Source organism: Micromonospora sp. Utrum1 (genome assembly GCF_057197805.1).
This window is the reverse complement of sequence record NZ_CM170071.1, coordinates 3,350,938-3,371,907: the sequence shown is the minus strand read 5'-3', so window position 1 is coordinate 3,371,907 and position 20,970 is coordinate 3,350,938. Positions and strand designations below refer to the sequence as shown.

Annotated in this window: 12 protein-coding genes and 1 pseudogene; 4 read left to right on the top strand and 9 right to left on the bottom strand. The window is 67.7% G+C overall.

Annotated elements, in window-relative coordinates:
- Positions 1–268 precede the first annotated feature (268 nt).
- Positions 269–2,899, bottom strand: a complete 2,631-nt coding sequence (locus AC0OLQ_RS15955) for an AfsR/SARP family transcriptional regulator (RefSeq protein WP_484531978.1) — start codon at positions 2,897–2,899, stop codon at positions 269–271.
- 301 nt (positions 2,900–3,200) lie between these two features.
- On the opposite strand from AC0OLQ_RS15955, the gene AC0OLQ_RS15950 reads away from it, so the two are divergent.
- Positions 3,201–5,123: an Hsp70 family protein gene (locus AC0OLQ_RS15950; RefSeq protein WP_484531977.1), complete on the top strand. Its 1,923-nt coding sequence runs from the start codon at positions 3,201–3,203 to the stop codon at positions 5,121–5,123.
- 268 nt (positions 5,124–5,391) lie between these two features.
- Positions 5,392–5,611: pseudogene (locus AC0OLQ_RS15945) on the top strand (site-specific integrase); the annotation flags it as partial.
- A gap of 34 nt (positions 5,612–5,645) precedes the next feature.
- Here the strand turns inward: AC0OLQ_RS15945 and AC0OLQ_RS15940 are convergent.
- The 4 genes from AC0OLQ_RS15940 to AC0OLQ_RS15925 form a co-directional block, all read right to left on the bottom strand.
- Positions 5,646–6,119, bottom strand: coding sequence for an LAGLIDADG family homing endonuclease (locus AC0OLQ_RS15940; RefSeq protein WP_484532361.1), 474 nt, complete (start codon positions 6,117–6,119; stop codon positions 5,646–5,648).
- A 962-nt stretch (positions 6,120–7,081) separates the two neighbouring features.
- The gene (locus AC0OLQ_RS15935; protein WP_484531976.1) at positions 7,082–7,609 is read right to left on the bottom strand and encodes a hypothetical protein; all 528 of its coding nucleotides are present in this window, start codon (positions 7,607–7,609) and stop codon (positions 7,082–7,084) included.
- Complete coding sequence (locus tag AC0OLQ_RS15930) at positions 7,575–8,321, bottom strand: hypothetical protein (RefSeq protein WP_484531975.1); 747 nt, start codon at positions 8,319–8,321, stop codon at positions 7,575–7,577. Before AC0OLQ_RS15930 ends, AC0OLQ_RS15935 begins: the two co-directional genes overlap by 35 nt.
- A 501-nt stretch (positions 8,322–8,822) precedes the next feature.
- On the bottom strand, positions 8,823–9,464 hold the full coding sequence (locus tag AC0OLQ_RS15925; protein ID WP_484531974.1) for a DNA-binding response regulator: 642 nt from the start codon (positions 9,462–9,464) through the stop codon (positions 8,823–8,825).
- A gap of 158 nt (positions 9,465–9,622) precedes the next feature.
- Here AC0OLQ_RS15925 and AC0OLQ_RS15920 point away from each other — a divergent pair, with 158 nt between their 5' ends.
- Positions 9,623–9,889, top strand: coding sequence for a hypothetical protein (locus AC0OLQ_RS15920; protein WP_484531973.1), 267 nt, complete (start codon positions 9,623–9,625; stop codon positions 9,887–9,889).
- An 8-nt stretch (positions 9,890–9,897) separates the two neighbouring features.
- Here AC0OLQ_RS15920 and AC0OLQ_RS15915 read toward each other — a convergent pair whose 3' ends face one another.
- The 3 genes from AC0OLQ_RS15915 to AC0OLQ_RS15905 all read right to left on the bottom strand — a co-directional run bounded on the left by AC0OLQ_RS15915 (position 9,898) and on the right by AC0OLQ_RS15905 (position 15,537).
- Positions 9,898–13,974 (bottom strand): glycosyltransferase, encoded by a 4,077-nt coding sequence (locus tag AC0OLQ_RS15915; protein ID WP_484531972.1) that lies wholly within the window; start codon positions 13,972–13,974, stop codon positions 9,898–9,900.
- 43 nt (positions 13,975–14,017) lie between these two features.
- Positions 14,018–14,572: a hypothetical protein gene (locus AC0OLQ_RS15910; protein ID WP_484531971.1), complete on the bottom strand. Its 555-nt coding sequence runs from the start codon at positions 14,570–14,572 to the stop codon at positions 14,018–14,020.
- Positions 14,573–14,743: 171 nt separating this feature from the next.
- A protein-coding gene (locus AC0OLQ_RS15905) for an IS5 family transposase (protein ID WP_484532360.1) occupies positions 14,744–15,537 on the bottom strand; the annotation gives its coding sequence in 2 pieces (ribosomal slippage) (positions 14,744–15,204 and positions 15,204–15,537; 795 coding nt in all).
- 697 nt (positions 15,538–16,234) lie between these two features.
- Between AC0OLQ_RS15905 and AC0OLQ_RS15900 the strand changes: the two genes are divergently transcribed.
- Positions 16,235–16,735: a DUF4429 domain-containing protein gene (locus AC0OLQ_RS15900; protein ID WP_484531970.1), complete on the top strand. Its 501-nt coding sequence runs from the start codon at positions 16,235–16,237 to the stop codon at positions 16,733–16,735.
- Between the two features lie 472 nt (positions 16,736–17,207).
- Here the strand turns inward: AC0OLQ_RS15900 and AC0OLQ_RS15895 are convergent, their stop codons facing one another.
- Positions 17,208–20,777: a tetratricopeptide repeat protein gene (locus tag AC0OLQ_RS15895; protein WP_484531969.1), complete on the bottom strand. Its 3,570-nt coding sequence runs from the start codon at positions 20,775–20,777 to the stop codon at positions 17,208–17,210.
- Positions 20,778–20,970 lie beyond the last annotated feature (193 nt).

Here is a 20,970-nt window from a genome sequence, read left to right as displayed (position 1 = left end):
CGCCCACCGTTCGACATCGTGCCCGTGCCTGACCGGCCGTCTAGCTCACCGCGCCTAGGAAATGAGCCGGTCGCGGCACGAGCGCGGGTTTGCGGTCACGGCACTAGCTGTAGTGCCCATGAGCGGATGAGAAACTACCCATCGGCCCACTCTGTCCGGTCAGGCGCCAAGAGCCGGGGGCCGCTGGCGCTCCGCTCTGCCGTCGGCCCCACTGGCCGCTGCTCGACGCTCGATCTGGCGTCAACCCGTGCCTCCAGGCCGGTGCCGCCTACTTCTCGGCCAGGCTGCCACCGAACTGAGTGGCCAGGGCGATGGTCTCGCCCTGGGGTTCGGCGTCGAGATCAGCGAGGGCTTTGGTGAGGGCGCGTAGCAGGGTGCGAATGCCGTCGACGTCGCCGAGGGCGTGGCGGGCGTGCATGGCGCGGGTGTAGAGGGCTTCGTTGTAGTGGTCTAGGCCGATGGCTTTGTCGAGCAGGTCGGATGCGGCCTGCGGGTCGGTGTCGATGAGGTCGTCGGCGAGCAGGAGGTGGGCTTCGGTTCCCCAGCGCCGTACGGCTTCGCGGTGTGGTTGAAGCCATTCGTAGTCTTGGCCGTCGGCTAGTGGCGCGGTGTAGAGGTTGCAGGCGGCGGTGAGCAGGTCGCGGCGTCGTGGGCCGGTGGCGATGGCTGCGGTCCGCAGGAGGTCGCGAAGTGTCCAGACGTCGACGTCGACGGTGGCCGGGTCGAGTCGGTAGCGTCCCGCGGTCTTGATGACGTAGGCGTTCTTCGTGTCTGCGGTGCCGGCGCGGCCGAGGACGTGCCGCAGGTTGCTGGCGTTGGTGTGGACGCGTTGGTCGGCTTGGCTGAGGCGGGCGTCGGGTTCGAGGTATTCGCCGATGTCGCGGGTGGTGACTCCGTCGGGGTGGCAGGCCAGGAACACGGCGAGTTCGAGGGCTTTGGCGCGCAGCGGCCGGCCGGGCTGGGTGATGTTGTCGATGCGTGGCTCGCCGAGCACCCGGAGCTGTGCTTTGCGGGTGTCCGCGTCGGGCTGTGTAGTGACCGCAGGCTGTTCGGTGGGATTGGTGTCGGTTCGGTGGGCGTGCAGTGGGACGACCGAGACCGGTACGGCGGGTGATGCGACAGCGGGCGGTTCCCCGGTCTGGGCTTCCCGCAGCGTCGTGAGGATCTGTATCACCTTGTCGTGGTCGAGTACGGGCAGGCGCGGCGGCAGAGACTCTGCCGCCTGGCCGGACACCAGTGTCGCGTGGCCGTCGGGGCCGACCTCGACGGTAGGGCCGTGGGTCCATTCGCCGAGCAGCAGCGCCGAGACGTGCAGGTCGGCACCGAGAGCGAGTGCGGTCTTGGCGCGCATGCGGGCGCCTGCGGGCGGGGTTTGGGTGAGGAGCATGATCGGCGGCAGCGGTTCCTCGTCGGAGGCCTGTTGGCGCCGGGTGTCGAGGTCCGTGAGGGCGTGTTCGTCGAGGATGCGGCTGCGGTGCAGGAGTTTGGCTTCCATCAAGGCGAGCAGGTCACCCGTGCTGTCGGCGATGTGCAGTCGGGGCCATGGGCTGAGGGACGCCGTGTCGGGTCCGAGCAGTGTTTCCAGGGTGGCGGCGTCGATGATGACTTCGCCACGTGCGTCGGGGTGGTGCGGGCCGCCGGATGCCAGGACTGCGACCAGGGCGCCGCGGGCAGCGGCGTGGGCGCCGTCGCCGACGATGCCGGTTCCGCCCGGCGGCAGCGGCGCGAGGTCGGGCAGGAGTGCGGGCGGCTCGGTGTGGTGGCCGTCGGGTTGCGGCAGTTCGGGGACGCGGGCCACGGCGCGGCGCAGCTGCAGCACTGGCGGTGGCAGTTGCGTGGGTGGGTCGGCTTCGGGGTCGCCGGTGTATCGGCGGCGGCGTTGCGCCCAGACCAGCGCGACGGCGGCGCTGATCGCGGCGGCGAGTGACCAGGGCAGCCAATTGGATGGTGATAGCTGCACCCCGTGCTCGTCAGTTGCCGCGGTCGAGCCTTGTGTGTCGCCCGCGGCTGGCGAGGCGGACCGCGACGCCGGCGCGGTGGCGGTGGCGGTGTCTTTCGGGCTCGGCGAGGTGGACTCTCGGGCGCTCGGGGTCGCCGATGGTGTGCTGCTCGGGATTGGTGCTGCTTCCTGATCGGGCGTGGCGGACGGCACGGTAGGACTCGACGAGTCTGAGGCGGCACTTGGCGATGCCGACGGGGTCGCGGTCGAGGGTGATGGCGCGGGCGGAGCGGGCGGTGCCGCCGGTGTGGCGGTCTCCGGTGGGCGGGCGTCGGTGGGGAGCCGGAGTTCCCAGCCGGGGTAGATGAGGTTGCAGTCGCGTAGGGTGCCGCCGATTCGAGGGAAGTGGCGGTGCTTGTTCAGGCGGCAGATTTCCGGCCATCTGTTCGCGTCGCCGAGCCACTGCTTGGCGATTGTGGACAGGGTGTCGTGTCGCTCGACGGTGTAGACGTAGCGGGTGTCTACGACCCGGATCAGCGCGGGACCTCGCGCGACCGCTTGCCGAGGAATGACACCGCCGCCTTCAGCGGAGGCGACGACGGCCGCTGACCTGTCAGCGCCCTGCCCTGTGGTGAGGGATCCGACGGAGGTGACGGCGATGGCGGCGGTGCCGGCCAGGCCGAACACGAGCCGGTGCAGCGGTGCCGGAAGCCGCAGCGCCGGGATCCGCCACCGGGTCAACACCGCGAACAGCTCGGCGAGCAGGAGCAGCGCGAACACGGCCCACAGCAGCCACAACGCCCAGACGGCCCCGCCGGCAAGAACGTTCGGGGTGAACCGGCCGCTCGGCTCGTCGAACCAGGCGACGATCTGCGGCCACGTCGGAAGCCGCCGCACAGGGTCGCCACCGACGGTCCACAGCAGCGCAGGCACGCCGACCAAGAAGATGAGGGCACCCACGCCGACGCGGACTGCCCGGACCACAGCCGCTGACCGCCGCCCCGGCGGCCGACGCATTGACGACTCGTGCGGTGCATAGACCGTGGGACGCGCATACTCGGCCAGCCGATTGGCTTTATCCCCCGACTCCTGCAGCACTCTCTCGCCTCCACCCGCGCCGATGCTGACCTTCCCCCGCATACATGAGGATGACTGTCCATGGCCACCTCGCGGAGAAGGATTCTCACCATACGCGCACGAGGGATCACTGCGCGGGACTGAAGTTGACGATCCACTCCCCCGCCGGGAGAGACTGCCGCACATGCCAAACGGGGGCAGCCGACTATCCATCGATCTCAACTCGTCGGCCATCACCGCAACCATCGACCGGGCCGGCGCCCGGGTCCCCGTCATGCTCGACGGCCGCCTCGCCATGCCGCACAGCGTCGCCCTCGACCCCACCGGCCACATCCAGGTCGGAGTGTCCGCAGCGTCCCAGCCGTCGGCGAACCATCAGTTCGTCAACGATCCGCTGAAGCTGCTCGGCGGATCAGCAGCAGACCAGTCGATCGACGGCGTGCAGCTGCTCGCCGCACAGCTGTGGCATATCGCCGACCAGGCCGCCCGCCAGGCCGGTGAGCCAATCACCGCCCTCACGGTCACCATCCCGCCGAACTGGGGACCCCGCCGCCGGGCACAACTCGCGGAAGCGGCAGCCCGCGCCAGCCTGCCCGCCCCTGCCATGGTCACCGCACCAGCAGCCCTCGCCGCCTACACCACAGCCCACGGGCTCACCGCACCTGACGGCTCCTGCCTGCTGGTCTGCCAGGCCGACCGCCACCCGGTCACCCTGACCATCCTTCAGACCAGCTCCGACGGATACCGCGAGCTGGCCACACGATCGATCGACCTGCCCCGCGACCTCGACCAGGTTCTCGCCCAGCGAATCGTTGACGTGGCCACCACCGACGACGACCCGCTGAGAGACGAGATGGCCCAGCCTCCGCAGGACCAGGACAGCTCAGCGCTGCTGGAATCCGTCCGCCAGGCCAGACAGCTCCTGAACGTGCAGGACCGCGCGCCGGTGCTGCTCCCCGCGCCCCGCAAGCCCGCGGTCATCACCCACGACGACGTCGCTATCGCGGCGCAGCCCCTCCTCGACGGGGTTCACGTCGCGGTCCGGGACACCCTCGAAGCGGCCGACGTCGACAGCCAGCACCTCAGCGGCGTCATCCTGCGCCAAGCCGAAGCGGTACCGGGCCTGCAAGACCGGCTCACCACAGCCACCGGTCTCACCGCGGCAGTCCTGGCCGACCAGTCCCATGCTCTCGCCGAGGGCGCCCTGACCCTCACGGCGTCACGCGAGCACACCCTCACGGCCGCAACCACTCACCTACCGCGGGTCCGGCTCCGCGTCCGGGATCTGACCAGCGCGCTCCTGCTCGGCGCCTGCTCCCTCACCCTGCTCCTTCAAGCCATCTTCACCGCGGACATCACCACCACGTTCCTGCGGGTCGTCGGTGTCCGCACCTCCCTACCGCAACTCGGCGCCGCCGGCGCACTCGCCATGCTCACCGCGCTCGCCGTAGCGCACCTCGCCCCCACCACCTGGCTCGCCGGCGCACACAGCACGGCAACACCCGAACCCGCGACCGGCAGTCTCATCCGACGCGGCTACCTCGCCGCCGCCATCGGCGGCGCAGTCACCGCCGGCCTTTACGGACTCGCCACCGGCACCTCCGTCCGATACGACTACAGCCCCTACCTGAAATGGACCCTCAGCTCCGCGCTGCCACTCGCCGTCTGCGCCGCCGTCATCGCCGCGACCGCACCCCGCATCCCCGCCAACACCCTTCCCGCCTGGCTCGCGCGCACCCGGCCAGCGATCCTGCACGCCGCCATCGCCACCACCGGCATCTACCTCATGCGAGCAGCACTCACCATCACCCCACCCGTCGACCTGACCGGCATGCCCGGCCTCATCGGCAGCGCCGGAGCCGCGCTCCTCGGCGTCGCCACCGCCCTCACCGCCAGTCGAAGCCGCACCATCCGCACCATCACCGCACCCGGCCTGGGGATCGGCTACGCCATCGTCTTCACCAACGACACCAACGGGGCACTCATCGTCGGGTACCTCGTCGCCCTCATCTGGTGGGGTATAGAACTCACGGCGCACACTCTGCGACTTGCCTTCCCCACCGCAGGCGCCGCGCTCCGCCGCCTTTTCGACGGCAGAGATGCCTGAGGTTCTCACACACGGGCCCGTCTCGATCTTGCGGCGGCCGGCACTAATGTCAGCTGGACCGGCGGACCCTGAGGAGCGTCTCGTATCTCCTTACCGCCCGCTCACCTGCTCGTCATGAACGCTCGCTCGATATCGAGCAAGTCCTGGGCGTTGTTCTCTCTGACCCAGGCAAGGAACCGGCGACGACCCGGGATCCGACCGAGCCGGATCCCGCGATGGCCGTCTCCTACACCACCAGCGCGGACGTGACCCGCAGCCCTTGATACGGGTTTCGCTGCCTTCTCGCTGCCTCGCCGAGCCGGTCAACCATCGCCGACCGGCCTGCCGCCGACCGTCTCGTCGTCCCCTCCGCCGCCGGCACGGCCCTCGACCCGCACAATGTGCTTCGGGCCTTCCGTCCGGTCGCCGCCAAAGCGGGCCTTGACCCGCGCGACTGGACTCCCCGCGAGCCGCGGCACAGCTTCGTGTCCCTGCTGTCCGACAGCGGCAAGGCAGCATCGGCACGTGACCCGCTCTCGAGCGTCAGCCCCGAGCAGACGGGGATCCAAAATGGGCAGGTACTGCACGCCGACCTACTAGGAACATATTGCTCTCTACACCAGCACCGAGGCGCTTCGTTGGTACAGACGCCACTCGCTCGACCGTTGAGATATGGCGACGTCGGGAGCGCGGATTGCTGCCGGTCAGTTCGTGGGCAGCGACCTTGTGGGCCAGTCGCGCGACTGGCCTACTTGCACAGGGCACAAAGTAGACCCGCCAGGCATTTACCGGCTTATCATACCTTTCATACCACTTATAACCGAGAGTAGTAAGCAGATATTCAACATCGTCGATTAGCCGCCGGTCGGCATTCGTGAAGCATGCACGCGTACTGTTTCCTGCCCGTTCCAAACTACCATCAGAATCGATCAGTCCTTGAAGCAGACTGTGGCGTTGCTCGGCCGACGACCTCAAGTAATCCAGGGGAACGTACTTCCGCCCGAGTACGCCAACCATGCGTAGACGTTCCCGTAAAGATTCGTTGCGCCCGGCCCTGGGTTCGCCCCGCCTGCAAGGGCCACAACTCCGGCGGACCATGTCTTCGCCGTACTCATGACCCCAGGGACAAAGGCCGCGGCGCCGCCGAATCCTAAATACTCCAGCGTTGCCCCTTTCCTTCTCCCAGACAACCTCTTCATGTGGATGCATGAACTGGCTAAGCAAATTTTCGTACTCACCACGCAGACGATAGTCCATCGCGATACCAGCATCGCGCGCCTTCCCATCACCCAACCAAAGGCCCAAGAGATACGGCTCAACGGCAAGCTCACGTTCAGGCAATTGCCACTCCACGCCAGCGGACAGCCGATAACGCTTGTCCCCCGATGGCCGTAGATAATCCTGGCTCACCTGCTCACTGGTCGCCCTGACTGTATCGAATCTTGTCCCCTTGCCGGTCCGCCGCTCCAACGTCCACGCTTGGCGGGCTGAGCAAACAACTCTTTCGCCATCGGAGAAGGTGATCGCATAGCAATCCGCCCCTTCTAAGAGTTCTGCGTCCTCGGCCAACTGTATGGGGTGACCACTCTCGCTCAAGACAGTGCTGCCGGCTCGCAGACCCCCAACCGTGGTCCAACCGCTGGGCGTAGGTACCACAGTGTTCACGGCAAGGGATCCACCATCATCCTCGGGATGCATGACCGAAGCGTAAGGACTCGAGTTGCCGGACGGCCAGCCTCTCCAGCACAGCATCGTGGAGGCCAAGTTCTGGGCGCCCCGTCTAGCGGGTCCGTCCACGTCACTGACGTCGGGCGTTAGTCCGGGAGCTTTCCCGGCCTTGTCCCTAGCCGCCTGGGCCCCGTTGCTGTAGGGAGCATCAGGGCCGTCGGGGCTAGTGCCATTCGGCGGCCGCCGCTTGCCCAGGAAGCCGCGGAAGAGCCGGCAGAGGCTTGAGACCGCCCGCCTGTGGTCATCATCGCTCAGAAGGCGGTCCGATATGCACCTGCACCGAACGTCTCCGCCCGTACCGAAGGGCGAGAAGGAAAGGCTGCTGCCATGGTGGCGGGCGGACGTCCGAGCGACTGCAGCCATCGCAGCAGGTACGCCCGGCCGGCGTCGCCTGTGATCTGAAACCACACGATGCCGGGAAAGACGCTGGCGCCGTGTAGCCGACGCAGACCGCTGATGGTGCCGACGTTCCAGGCCACGGCGCCCTGACGCAGAAGGAAAGGCATCACCGGCCGATCGGCGAGGGCGTACAGGCGCGTGATCCCGGCCGGGCTGAACTCGGCCGGAACGCTCATCAGGGTGGCCGCGGTCGACAGGCACAGGGTGGGCATGGTGAACGCGTCCAGGACCGGTCCAGGTTCGGAGACCGGAAACCGGCAAAGCCGAGCCACCGGCCCTCCGGACGCGACGGCCACGACGAACTCGTTCTTGCCGGTGGGGGCATCGGGCCAGCTGAGCTGCCGGTTAAGCAGATCGGCGCGGACCCACAGAACGATCACGTGGACGCCGAGGCGGGGGGTGGGAGCCGACCAGGTCCGCAGCGCGCTCGGCCAGGTCGTCCAAGGGCACAAGGTCCACCGGGAGGGGTCCGGTGTCCCGTAGCAGCAGGACCTCCCGCTCGTGTTCGTCAACATCATCCAGGATCGGGTCGCGAACGTCATCGATTTCAATCCGCTCACGCAGGGTCGGCGCGAGCCGTTCGACCTCGCCCAGAAGGTGCCGGAGGAATTCCCGCCGTGCCGCGGAATCGAGCGTCGGCAAACCGAGGCGGTTCATGTCCCGAGCCACCGAATCGTAGAAGCCGTCCAGCTCCGCCGGGCTCGAGATACTCGTTAACCCTTCCGGGTTCCACGATGGGAGTCGCAATCCCGACAGCTTGTCGAGCCGCTGATCCGGCGAGACATCGAGTCCGCCGATATCAGCGATGCGCAGCTTGTCAAACCCGTTCTTCATGATGGGCAAGAATGCCGCCGGCGCCATGCAGAAGCGGAGAAGCGCATCCATGACGAAACGGCCGAAGTCGAACTCAACTTCGCCCATGAGGGCCCGGCCGCGCTTGTAGTGATCGCGGTAGCCGGGCGCCTCCTGCAGAAATTCCTGCCCATAGGGGTCGGCCTTGATGGAGAGCGTCGTCGCGTAAACCCTCATGAACCCGTCGCACTTGGTCCCGCCCGTACCGAAAGAGACGTAGCAGCCGATCGGGAGCGACACCGTGTTCGGCGAGATCCTTGGCGAAGCGCGTGAGCAGGCCCCAGGGCGTTCTGTGGTGCAGACGCTCATGGACCGACACCATGGCTCGATCATGCCGGCGACCAAGGGCCGCCGCACTCAGGGTCCACCGGCGTGAATGATCATAGGCCCCGGGCGGTTGTTCCATGACGCCGATCCTAGAGACCCCAATAGATCGTCAGCACTGAGTGCCATGGCGGCGAGTGGGCGCACACCACAATGGCGAGGTTCGTCTGTGGCTATGACACCGTTGGTCGGCGCCGGCCTGCCGCCCGGGGCGCCCGTGATCTCGCCGACCCTTCTTCGCTGGCTGGCGGCCCGCCGTGACGACTCGCCATCTTCTGGGCCGTGAACCAACTCGGCACCCACATCACTTCGGCGAATCCTGCACCGACCCGCACTCCGGCGATCCGGCCAATCAGTGCGACTGCTCGTCGCTGATGCGGCTTACCGGGCGGCCGGCATCTTCATCCCACGCGTGGATCACAAGTCCGCCGACTCAATCCAGCCCCTGCTCTGTGCGTACATCAGGGCCTCGGTGCGGTTGCGCGCCGACAGTTTGCGGTAGAGAGCGCGGAGAAGGCGGAACATCATCCGCTCGGAGTAGCCTACGGTCCGCGCCAGCTCGGCCACCGTGCTGCCACCGGCCAGCCGCTGCAACCACGCCAGTTCCTCCGGCGACGGCCGGTCGTCGGCCGAGGCGCTTCCCGCGGCGAGCGACCGAACCGCCATGACCGGGACGATCGAGAGTCCGCCGAGCAGCGCGGCCAGTGACTGCCGCAGCGAGTCCGGGGTGCACTGGCGCGGCAGGACGGCCATCGCTCCGGCGCGGAATGCTCGGACGTACCCCGGGGTGTCCGGCCGATCCAGCAGGGCCAGCAGAAGGGCTTCCGGTCGGCCGGTGCGCAGGTCGGCTAGCAGATCCCACTCGGCGGAGCCGCTGAGGCTGAGCACTACCACTCGGGTTGCCGGGCCGCGCGCCCAGGCGAGCAGGTCGTCCGGGGTGTCCACTGAGCAGTCGAGGTCAGCCAGCGCTCCGGCGACGCCGTGCCGCAGCAGCGGCAGCGGATCGATGATGACGGCGCGAATCGTTCCCGTGGTGGCGATCCTCCCCAGTGGCGGCATGCCCGTAGATCTTTGGTCATGCCCTGCCGCGATACCACCATCGCGTGGGCGTGTCCCAGGGCCGGACCACGACACGTCCGTACTAGGTGAACGGCGGTGTTCTGCCGTCAATGTCGTCATGGACCCGCTCGATACGATCCGCATACCGTCAATGACGGGTGGTGACGATGGTCAACGGCTTCACCGACAACGATGACCCACGCTGGTCACGCAGCCATTGGCAAGTCGATTGCGAGTTCAATCCCGAGGCCCGATTCCTGGTGCCCGGTCAGTACGTTTACCTGACGTACCGCGACCCCGCGCGCTTCAAGGACCAACTGCGAGTATCCATCGTCGCCATCCGGGAGGTCGGCGGCGAATGGTGGGCTGACCTGGACGGGCCACCATTCGGAGCACCACGGTGGGCGCTGATCCTGGCCGCCTGACGCCAAGCCTAGAAGCCGATCCCTGCAGCGGCCCTGATCGGGGCTAGGATGGCCTCGTCGGCGTCATCTCCGAATAGGCCTAGCAAGAACTCGTTATGGTCCACGACGCCCCGTTCCCGGGTGAGATCGCGCGCTTGGCGGAAGGCGCGCTCCGCCTCGTCCGGGAAAGCGTCATCAACCAACGCCAAGCCGGTGAGTGCCAGCCCCTCGGCGTCCAGCAGCTGATAGTCGTCCTTTCGCTGGTTCCTCGACCACAGCTGCCGAGCTGCAGCGCGGAACGCGGCGCGGGCCCTATCATTCCGGCCCTGGCGGAAAGCCACCAGGCCGGTCAGGTTTAACGCGCTGACCGCAGTCACCGGCGAGGCGTAACCGGCGGCGGTGTCGGCGACCTCTGCCGCCGCCGCCAGGTCGCCGGCAGCGAGCAGGGCGAAGCCGCGGGTCGCGTTGATTTCCCGCAGCAGCCGGTGGTTGTCCAGCCGCTGGGCTGTCCGCGCGCCCTCTTGGGCGAGCCGGGTCGCCCGCTTGTAGTCGCCCGTGGCGAGCGCGTTCGCGGCCAGACCACCGAGCACCCAGGCGCTGCGCGCGTCGTTGCACGATCTTTCCGCTAGTACCCGCGCTTTCAGCAGCAGTCCGCGGGCGGTCACGTGGTCGCCTCGTAGGCTACGCAACCACGCCTGGTTAATCAGCTGGGAGGCGCGCCGATCGTCGCTGCTCGGGCCTACGCTCATGCTGTCGTTCAGCCGGGCGACCTCGTCCATCTGGTGCTCGGCGAGATCGAAGTTGCCGTGCTTGGCGGCGCACGTGGCCAGTCCGGTCCTTGCCTTTACCTCAAGGCCGGGCTGACCGTAAATCTGCGACTCGTCGATCGCTTCGCCGTACTTTTCCGCCGCCTCGGCCAGCTCGCCGCGGTCGGCTAGCAGGTTGGCCCACTGTACGGTGACGACAATGGCGTTCTTCCGATCGCCCAGCGTGTGCGCCAAGCCGTAAGCCTCGTCGACATCCTCAAGCCCACCAGTGTCCCCGTCGTACTGGCGCATGGCCGCTCGCAGGTAAGACAGGTTGGAGCCGTGCGACTCCGGCCGATCCAGGACGTACCTCAACGTCTTACGCCATGACGTCAGGACATGACTCTGTCCCCAACGCGACAGATACGCGTCATCGATTTCGTTCATTAGGCTCATCGCCTCGTCCCAGTCATGCGTCCGCATCAGCAGTTCGATTTCGCCGAACTGCGGCCACAGATCGCCGATGGCGTTCGCCGGCTCCCGGCGGTGGGATTGGAAATATGTCACGCCCCTCCGCCGGAGGTGCTCTTTGGTGAGCAGGCTCGCTGGCCCGGCGCTCTCCTCGGTCGGCAGCGTGGACAGGGCGAGATCGGCTTGTTGCGTCGGGAGGTAGTAGCGATCGCCGTAGCTGTGCACAAGGCGAGCATGCCGCAGGTACTCCAGCGACGCCGCCGCTCGCAGCGTCGGGTGCGCCTCGGCCAGCAGATCTGCCACAGCGTCAGCGGAAACCGGACGGACGAAGACCGCCAGTGCCTGCAGGACCCGGCGCTCTTCCAGCCTTAGCCGGCCGAAGATTTCGGCGAATAGCGCTCGGGGTGCGTCGTCGGCATGTTCCAGCAGATCGGCCACCTGATCGACAGTCTGGCTCCTATCGAGGGTCAGGAGCCCGGCCACGAGCTCCATCGAGCGGGGCAACCCGCCAGTTCCGTCGTGGAGCCACTCCAACTGCGCCGTAGAGGCCGTGGCCAGCCCCAGCGTGCCGCGGGCGTCCATCTTGCGCAACAGGTCCTCGGCGAAGCGGAACGGCAGGCCATCCTCCATGTCGACCAGCATCGTGTGCCGACCGGCTCGGAGTGCGGCCGGGACCTTCCGGACCAGCATGAGCACCGAGACGGGATGACCCGAGGTGCTCACCAAATGGGTGATGAGATCGCGGAGGTCGAGGTCGGTCCACCTACCGTCTTGGTCGAAGAGGCGGTCGGCATCGTCAATCACCACCGCGACCGGAGCCGTTCCGAGCTTCGAGATGACCTTGTCGGCGACCGCTCGCCACGGCGCCGTACTCACCTCCGTGAGCAGTGGCTCCCGGTCGGCCTCGTCGGCCAGATCGACCAGGTCGGCCAGCAGCGCCGCCGCCGAGATCCACCGGTAGCCGCGGACGGAGAAGTAGAGCAGGGAGCGCAACGATGGCTCCTCGGCCGCCTCCTGCCCGTCGCGGATCGCCCGGACGACCGCAGTCTTGCCAACCCCGTCCTGGCCCTTCAGCATGATTAGCCGGTACTTGGTGCCGACCAGCTCGCGCAGGACCAGGGCCACTGTCTCGGCGCGGTCGTAAAACCGAGCCGACGCGATGCCAGGCATCTCGTTGATCGGCAAGAATCCGCGCCCGGACGCCGCACGGCCGGACTCGGTCGGCTCCGCAGTCACTGTGGCCGCCTCCTGCACCACCTCTACGGCGGGCGAGGGGCCGTCGTTGAGACCGGCCAGGTGACTACTCAGTTCCGTCAGCGACTCGAGGAAATCAACGGTCGCGTCGATCGTGTGGCTGCCCGGCAGGTCGATCGGGGGTGCCGCGTCCGGCCTGATCTGGATCAGGACAACCGGCCGGCGGAGGCGACGGGCCTCGGTCAGCGTGTCGGTGAGCCCGCGCGGGCGGCCGTCGCCGCTATTGTCCTCACCGAGCACGCACAGCACGATGTCTGGACTCCAAGCGGCCCCAGAGTCGCCGGCCCGGCCGGGCTTCGCGGCCCCGCCGTCGGGCGGCACTTGGGGATCGATGTGGTCGACCATGTCGCGTAACACCGGCTGTAGCCGATCCATGAAGGCACGACTGGCGGGCCCGTCCGCGCAGAGCAGCGCCGTCCGGGGAGGAAGCTTCACCAGCGGATCCCGACCGATCCGGCGGGGCGACGCAGCCCACGCCTGCAGGACCCGCTGGGCGGCCTCCGCCCAGCTTCGTTTCCGGCTCATCCGCTCCCGAAGCTCGGCGGCTCGCGCGAAGGCGGCCTCAGGAGCGTCGAGGACGGCGGCAATGGCTTTGCTCCACGGCCGGATGTCCTGGCCGTCGCGGTGCACGGGCAGCACCAAGTCGCGAGCGAGGTCGGCCGCTTCGTCGCACAGCAGCTCCCCGAGGCCGCTCTCTTCACTGACCAGAACCGGGACGCCCGCGACGATCGCTTCCTGCCCGACGAGTCCGAATCCGTCCGCTCGAGATGGCATCAGAACGAGAACGGACCGGCGTAGGTCGTCCTGCAGGTCTGCTGCTGTTCTCGAGTAGCTGCGTAGGTCGATGTGCAGAGCTGACCCCGCCCACTGCCGAACCTTCTCCTCGGTCTTGGCTTGCTCGCCCGGCGGCACGCCTCGGAGACGCAACGCCACGCCGCGTGTGCTGCCGGCACACAGGTTGATCGCTTCGGCGACCGCCCGGGCGGCCACATCGAGACCTTTGATGTCGTAGTCCTCCAGCCGGCCCGCGATGAGGACCTTGCGGGCGCCACTCGGCGGAGGGCATTGGGCCGGTTCGCCGATGAGGTCGAAACCGGGATCTAGCCGGATCGGGACGGGAACTTTCGACCGCAGGTCGTTCTCAGCTCGCCGCCACAACGCTGGACCGACCGCCAGCACCCGATCCGCCGTGACCATCTGTGGAAGTTCCTCTTCCCATTTGATCTCGGCTCGGTCCCCTCCCATCCGGTCCGGATCAGTGTGGACGACGTGGAAGTACACGGCCATGGGGAACGAGTCGTCCCGGTGCGTCTCGGCGGAGCGCCCGGTCACCCGGCCGTGGCCGATGATTATCTGGGGCAACCAGTCCCCCAGCGAATGCAGGCGCCGCATCAGAAGCTCGCTCTCGGTCCATCCAGGCCGGCGCCCAGCAGTGATCAACCGCACTCCGGCATCCCGCGCCGCCGCGATCTCGTCCGGGTCGGCATCGATGACCAGGCAGCAGACGTCGGCGGCGCCTGAGTCGGCCAGGGCGAGGCACAGTTCGCGGTTGAACGTGCTGACGCCGCCACGCGCCGATGACCAATGAGTGTCGATGGCAAGGACCCGGACCGGGGTCCGACCGTTGCTCGCCATGTGACGATGATGTCACTGAATGTGCGCCGACAGGAGCGCCCGTTCAGACGAGATCGCCGACCTGGCCGCAGAGCGCGCACCGCTCCCGTTCGGACCAGGACCCGCGGTTGAGATCATTTGGATTCAGACGGTTTTGGCCGAGCTCAACCCTGGCTGCGACCCGGAACGTCCACAGCGCTTCGGCGAACGGATGGTACACGTCGTGGTACTCGCGGGTGGACAGCACGACGCCGGACCGAACTGCGTTGCGGATGCCGATCAGTCGATCGAAGGCGGCCTCTCCGGCCGTCACCAAAGCCGGGCTCGCCGACATGAGGAGGCGTTCGCGCACGCCGTACATCCCGGCCGCATGGACCGCGGAGGACGCTGTGGTGCCCCGCTCGGGCTCGTCGCGCCGGGTGCGGGCGACCTCGCGCAGAGCTGCGTGGGCTTCGTCAAGCGCCAGGGCGAAGTCGACGTACGTCTTGAGGCGGTCCGACTCCCGATCCCGGCGACGCTGACTGCGATCGTTACGTACGCCAGCCAGAAGCGTGCCACCTAAGGCGATGACCGCGCCTAGCGCGGTGCTGGCGAGGGGGATCCAGTTGGTGCCGGCCATGACCGCATCATCGCCCATGCTGACCACATCGATCAGTTGCGGCAGAACTTCCCAGAGCGAGTTCGTTTAGGTAGCCGCGCTACCGCTCGAGTAAGAGAGCGGCGGGCCGCTAGCACAGCGTGTCGCCCGCACGGGCAGGCGGCGTCACCGGGAATGGCGTTCTTAGAGGTCCTAACAAAGTCGTGCGGCGTGTCGGTAGGTGATGATGCAGGTGGCGAGGGCGAGGAAGGCGTCGTGGATGTCGTCGCGGCGTTCCCAGCGGATGCGTAGCCGTTTCATGCCGTGGTACCAGGCGATCGTGCGCTCGATGACCCACCGGACCGTTCCCAGACCGGAGCCGTGGGGCTGGCCGCGGCGGGCGATGCGCGGGCGGATGCCGTTGGCGCGTACCGCTCTGCGGTACTTGTCGTGGTCGTAGGCGCGGTCGGCGAACAGCTGGTCAGGGCGCTGTCGGGGCCGGCCGCGGCGGCCTCGTACGGGCGGGATCTTGTCGATCAGCGGGAGTAGTTCGGTGACGTCGTGGCGGTTGCCTCCGGTCAACGACACGGCCAGGGGAATGCCGGCGCCCTCGGTCAGGACGTGATGCTTCGAGCCCGGGCGGGCGCGGTCGACCGGGCTCGGCCCGCTTTTGGGCCACGTCGGGCGGCCCGCACATGCGAGGAGTCGATCACGGCGCGGGACCAGTCCAGCTTCCCGGCCGCCTGAAGCTCGGCCAGCAGCAGCTCGTGCAGCCGCTGCCACACCCCGACCCGGTTCCACTCCTCCAGCCGCCGCCAGCAGGTCATCCCGGAGCCGAACCCCAGCTCCTGGGGCAGGAACTCCCACTGGATGCCCGTGTGCAGCACGAACAAGATCCCGCACAGCACCTGCCGGTCCGGGATCCGCTTACGCCCCGGGTGCCGCGGGTTGCGCACAGGTTTGGGCAGCAACGGCTCGATGCGCTGCCACAGCCCGTCCGGCACGATCCACGGCGGCTGCTCACCACGCCTCACGGCCCGACATCCTAGATCAGACTCCACAAGGGACAACAGATCTAGAGATCATTCTGTTAGGAACTCTTAGTGACGTCGGCGGCATCGAGCATGACGAGGCGCTGAGCCGGGAAGCCGGCAAGGAGGGCTACCTCGACGTAGACCTCGCCCGCCCTGGGGGTCGCCGCAGCCACGATCGTGGCCGCACAATGACCTGGCGGACAGCCGATCACCTCCCGGTGCGCGCCCGACTTCCTGCTCGACAGCGGCCGGCTCGACTTGCCCGACGACCTGGCGGCACTCGCGGTGAGGGCCCTCGACCGGATCATGGCCGCGGACTCCGTGGCGCGACCTGTGGCGGGACGCGACCCGGGGGCGTCAACGCGGCCTTCGACGCCGCCGGCGATTTGCGGAAGGCGGCGTCATTTGTGCCCGACGTGTGCCCAACGATCTTGCCGACCCGTCGCTCCGGTCCACCGCCCCGCCCCTGCCTGCTGGTCATCCCGCCTGCCTTCATCGGCAGGAGTGGACATGCCTTGCCCGGTAAAGGCGGAGCACCCAGCGGCTGGACGAGCTTGGTCCGGCGCGGTTGCTCACTCGGACGCCGCCGCAGGCGTCCTGGACCTCTGCCCGGTTGATGGGTGGTCCTCCGATCGCCCGGGTGTCACCTAGGAAATTACAAGCAACACTCATGACCGTGACATATGCACCCCACGCCCAGCCCGCCGCAGTGACCGCCAACGGCCACACCGGGCAGGTTCACTTCGACGGCACCTACATCACCATCACCCGCAAGGGCTTCCTCGCCCGCGCCTCAGTGGGCAAGGGCGAAAAGCGGATGCCACTCGGCTCGGTCAGCAGTGTGCAGTGGAAACCTGCAGGCAGCCTGGTCAACGGATTCATTCAGTTCGAGATCCCCGGGCAGGGCGGGTCTCGGTCGGCGTTCGGTAAGCAGACAACCGATGCGGCACGAGACGAGAACTCCGTGGTCTTCACCAAGAAGCAGATGCCCGAGTTCGAGCGGCTGCGCGCCGTGATCGAGCAGGCAATCGCTGCCCGCCACAACGCGCCGTCACACACGGCCGCACCAGTGTCGGTCGCCGACGAGCTGGCGAAACTCGCCGCGCTACGGGATCAGGGACTGCTGTCTCCCCAGGAGTTCGAGCAGCAGAAGGCCCGGCTGCTCGGCTGAAGGTGATGTTGTAGTCCGGACAAGAAGCGGACTGCGACTCAACGGACCCGGATTTCCAACGGCGTCACGCCTGCGGCGTCCGGGTCCCACCTTTCGGATGTCGGAGGGGTGAACGTGGCCCTCTGGCTGACCTCTTCGTCCCGAACGGCCGTCGGTCCTGTCATCCAGTGTCGGCCGCTGTCCCTGGGCCGCAACAGCGCAGGGTCGGCGACCATCTGCGGCTCATCGATGGCCCTGTCAGGTGTTAGCTGACTTTCTGCTGACGTTTCCGCCATCTGGCCAGTTGGCTTGGCTGGGGCCGGAGCTACAACCGCGCGCTCCTCGGCTGGTGCCAGCGCCGCCCGTAACGCAGGCCACGCACCAAGGGCACGATGATCGCCTTAGCCAACGCGATCCAGGTTCACCCGTCCTCCCCGGTCGCCGGTCGTCACCATCCTCTCCCGTTGTCCCACCGAGCCCGGCGCTGTTCCTGTCACTCGTTGCTGTCGAGGCGGCCCGGTATCCGTTGCTCGGGCAGCAGACCGAGGTTGTACGCAGCCTTCGGTGCGTGGTCGGCGTGGCCGGAGTTGATGGCCAGTTGGTAGGCATGGCGGGCACCATGCGGGTCTCCCTGCTCTGCTAGGAGCACGCCCAAACTGTTCGCCGCCGCTGGCGCATAGTCGGCGTGGCCGGAGTTGATGGCCGCCTGGTAGGCGTCCCGAGCACCAGGCGGATCACCCTGCTGCTTGAGAAGCTGCCCCAGGTAGTACGCGGCCATCGGCGCTAGGCCGGCGTGCCCGGAGTCGATGGTCAACTGGTAGGCGTTCCGAGCACCCTGCGGATCACCTTGCCGGATAAGCCGCGCGCCCAGGGTGATCGCCGCCGCTGGCGCGTAGTCGGCGTGCCCGGAGTCGATGGCCGACTGGTAGGCCGCCCGAGCGCCCTGTGGATCACCCTCCTCGTTGAGAAGCCGCCCCAGGTTGAACGCGGCCTTCGGCGCTTGGTCGGCGTGGCCGGAGTCGATGGCCAGTTGGTAGGCATCGCGGGCACCATGCGGGTCGCCCTGCTGCTTGAGAAGGTACCCCAGGTTGAACGCGGCCTTCGGTGCGTGGTCGGCGTGGCCGGAGTCGATGGCCGCCTGGTAGGCATCGCGGGCACCATGCGGGTCGCCCTGCTGCTTGAGAAGGTACCCCAGGTTGAACGCGGCCTTCGGCGCTTGGTCGGCGTGGCCGGAGTCGATGGCCAGTTGGTAGGCATCGCGGGCACCATGCGGGTCTCCCTGCTCTGCCAGGAGCAGCCCCAGGTTGACTGCCGCCCTCGGTGCGTGGTCGGCGTGGCCGGAGTTGATGGCCAGTTGGTAGGCATCGCGGGCACCATGCGCGTCGCCCTGCTCTGCCAGGAGCACGCCCAAACTGTTCGCCGCCTTCGGCGCTTGGTCGGCGTGGCCGGAGTCGATGGCCAGTTGGTAGGCATCGCGGGCACCATGCGGGTCGCCCTGCTGCTTGAGAAGCCGCCCCAGGTTGAACGCGGCCTTCGGCGCTTGGTCGGCGTGGCCGGAGTTGATGGCCAGTTGGTAGGCATCGCGGGCACCATGCGCGTCGCCCTGCTCTGCCAGGAGCAGCCCCAGGTTGACTGCCGCCCTCGGTGCGTGGTCGGCGTGGCCGGAGTTGATGGCCAGTTGGTAGGCATCGCGGGCACCATGCGCGTCGCCCTGCTCTGCTAGGAGCACGCCCAAACTGTTCGCCGCCGCTGGCGCATAGTCGGCGTGGCCGGAGTTGATGGCCGCCTGGTAGGCGTCCCGAGCACCAGGCGGATCACCCTGCTGCTTGAGAAGCTGCCCCAGGTAGTACGCGGCCATCGGCGCTAGGCCGGCGTGCCCGGAGTCGATGGTCAACTGGTAGGCGTTCCGAGCACCCTGCGGATCACCTTGCCGGATAAGCCGCGCGCCCAGGGTGATCGCCGCCGCTGGCGCGTAGTCGGCGTGCCCGGAGTCGATGGCCGACTGGTAGGCCGCCCGAGCGCCCTGTGGATCACCCTCCTCGTTGAGAAGCCGCCCCAGGTTGAACGCGGCCTTCGGCGCTTGGTCGGCGTGGCCGGAGTCGATGGCCAGTTGGTAGGCATCGCGGGCACCATGCGGGTCGCCCTGCTGCTTGAGAAGCCGCCCCAGGTTGAACGCGGCCTTCGGCGCTTGGTCGGCGTGGCCGGAGTTGATGGCCAGTTGGTAGGCATCGCGGGCACCATGCGCGTCGCCCTGCTCTGCCAGGAGCAGCCCCAGGTTGACTGCCGCCCTCGGTGCGTGGTCGGCGTGGCCGGAGTTGATGGCCAGTTGGTAGGCATCGCGGGCACCATGCGCGTCGCCCTGCTCTGCTAGGAGCACGCCCAAACTGTTCGCCGCCGCTGGCGCATAGTCGGCGTGGCCGGAGTCGATGGCCAGTTGGTAGGCGTCCCGAGCACCATGCGGATCACCCTGCTGCTTGAGAAGCTGCCCCAGGTTGACTGCCGCCCTCGGTGCGTGGTCGGCGTGGCCGGAGTCGATGGCCAGTTGGTAGGCGTCCCGGGCGCCTTGCGGGTCGCCCTGCTGCTTGAGAAGGTGCCCCAGGTTGTACGCGGCCCATGGCGCATGTCGGACGTGGCCGGAGTCGATGGCCAGTTGGTAGGCATCCCGGGCACCATGCGGATCACCCTGCTTGCTGAGGAGCAGCCCCAGGCCGACCGCCGCAACCGGCGCCAAGTCTGGATGACCAGATTCGCTGGCCTTTCGCATCGCTACGACTGCTGCCTCAGGATTACCGCGCACGAGCGCGCCAAGCCCGATGTTTACCGCGTCGCGGGCTTCGGTGACTGCGAGGAGCTCGGCCCAGATCTTGTCCAAGATTGGCCGTGGGGCATGTTCTTCTTGTCCATCGTCGACTGCGACGATGTAGTCCAGAATCTGGTGGCCTGCCGGAACGCTGGTGATGAGGGCCACTTGGGAGGCCACCGGCTGCTTCGCCCAGGCCAGCCCCTCGTTGAACAGGGCGGTAGTGGGATCGAGGTCGACCCGGACGCGACGCAGATACAGCGGAAACAGCCGCAATAGTTCCTCGCTCCTGATCGGGCGAGACAAGCCTGCGCGGCGCGCATCCACCGTTGCTTGGACGATGGCGCATCCCGCCGGCTGATCATTACGGCTGGCGCGATACTTGTCCAGCAACGCCTGGGCGCCGACGAGAGCCTCGGCGATGCTGCCCGTGACCGTTTCCTGCGGGTATAACTGCCGCGCTTCGGCCACCTCGGAGCCCGTCAGCTCGAATTCAAGGGGAACTTTGGCGGCGCGGCGCAGAGCGGCACGTGCAGTGACAGTGATGTCATCACCGGTGTTGAGGATCTGGTTCCAGCGGTCTTCGGTCATCGTCGCCACCAGGCATCCACGCTCAGCGAGGGCGTTGAGGACATCAGTGCTCAGGTGGGAGAGGTCTGCGGCCGTGAGGTCATCCAGCCAGACAGGGGTAGGCGTCGTAAACGCCAACGGAGGGTCCAGGCGCATCAACTGCGCCAACGCCTCCCCGTCTCGAGGCAGCAGCATCGGAGGATCTGCTCCGCCCCAGGCTGAGCGGGCTGCCTGCGCGGCCGTACGCGACTTGCCCGATTTAGCCGCACCTACGACTACCACGAACCCGAACGGTGGCCCTGCTTCGGCTAGCAGCTTGCCGAGCTTGCCGTCAGCGACGGGACGGCGAACATATGGTGCGGCGCCGCCAGCCGTGTACCGGGTGGGGGTAGCGCCGAGATCCGAGTCGGACAGCTCGGCCAGTCTGGGCAGCACCCCGCCGGGGCACTCCCGCAGCAGCTGTCGCACCGTCGCATGCCATTGCGCGTCCTGTCTCGCCCTCGCAGCTCGAACATCAGCAAGCTTCCCGCAAACTGCGGCGACAAATCCCAGACCACCAAGCCCGGCAGACCAGATGGACAACTTCGCCAACAGGTCCTGCTGCTTGTCCGCGAGTTTCATCCAAAGGGCCAGGATCGCCGTGACCGTGGATATGGCCATGGCCAGGATGGCCGCCACCGTGGAGACCGTCACCCACGCCGATCCCCGTACCTTTCCGGGCGCCAACACCCGGACCTGACGTCGAGGCACTGAGTTCCCTCCGTCTGACCACGAGAGCCGTCAGGGTAGGAGGCACGCCTCCGAGTTCCTGTCGTTGACCAGACAAATATGCCGGCCCCCGCCCAAGATTGGTCAAGTCTGTGGGGCAGGGGAGAATGACAAGACA

Bases quoted from the DNA above. Each gene is read 5' to 3' on its own strand.
- AC0OLQ_RS15950 (WP_484531977.1), top strand. From the start codon at position 3,201: ATGCCAAACGGGGGCAGCCGACTATCCATCGATCTCAACTCGTCGGCC.
- AC0OLQ_RS15940 (WP_484532361.1), bottom strand. From the start codon at position 6,119: ATGGTTGGCGTACTCGGGCGGAAGTACGTTCCCCTGGATTACTTGAGG.
- AC0OLQ_RS15925 (WP_484531974.1), bottom strand. From the start codon at position 9,464: ATGCCGCCACTGGGGAGGATCGCCACCACGGGAACGATTCGCGCCGTC.
- AC0OLQ_RS15915 (WP_484531972.1), bottom strand. From the start codon at position 13,974: ATGGCGAGCAACGGTCGGACCCCGGTCCGGGTCCTTGCCATCGACACT.
- AC0OLQ_RS15910 (WP_484531971.1), bottom strand. From the start codon at position 14,572: ATGGCCGGCACCAACTGGATCCCCCTCGCCAGCACCGCGCTAGGCGCG.
- AC0OLQ_RS15900 (WP_484531970.1), top strand. From the start codon at position 16,235: ATGACCGTGACATATGCACCCCACGCCCAGCCCGCCGCAGTGACCGCC.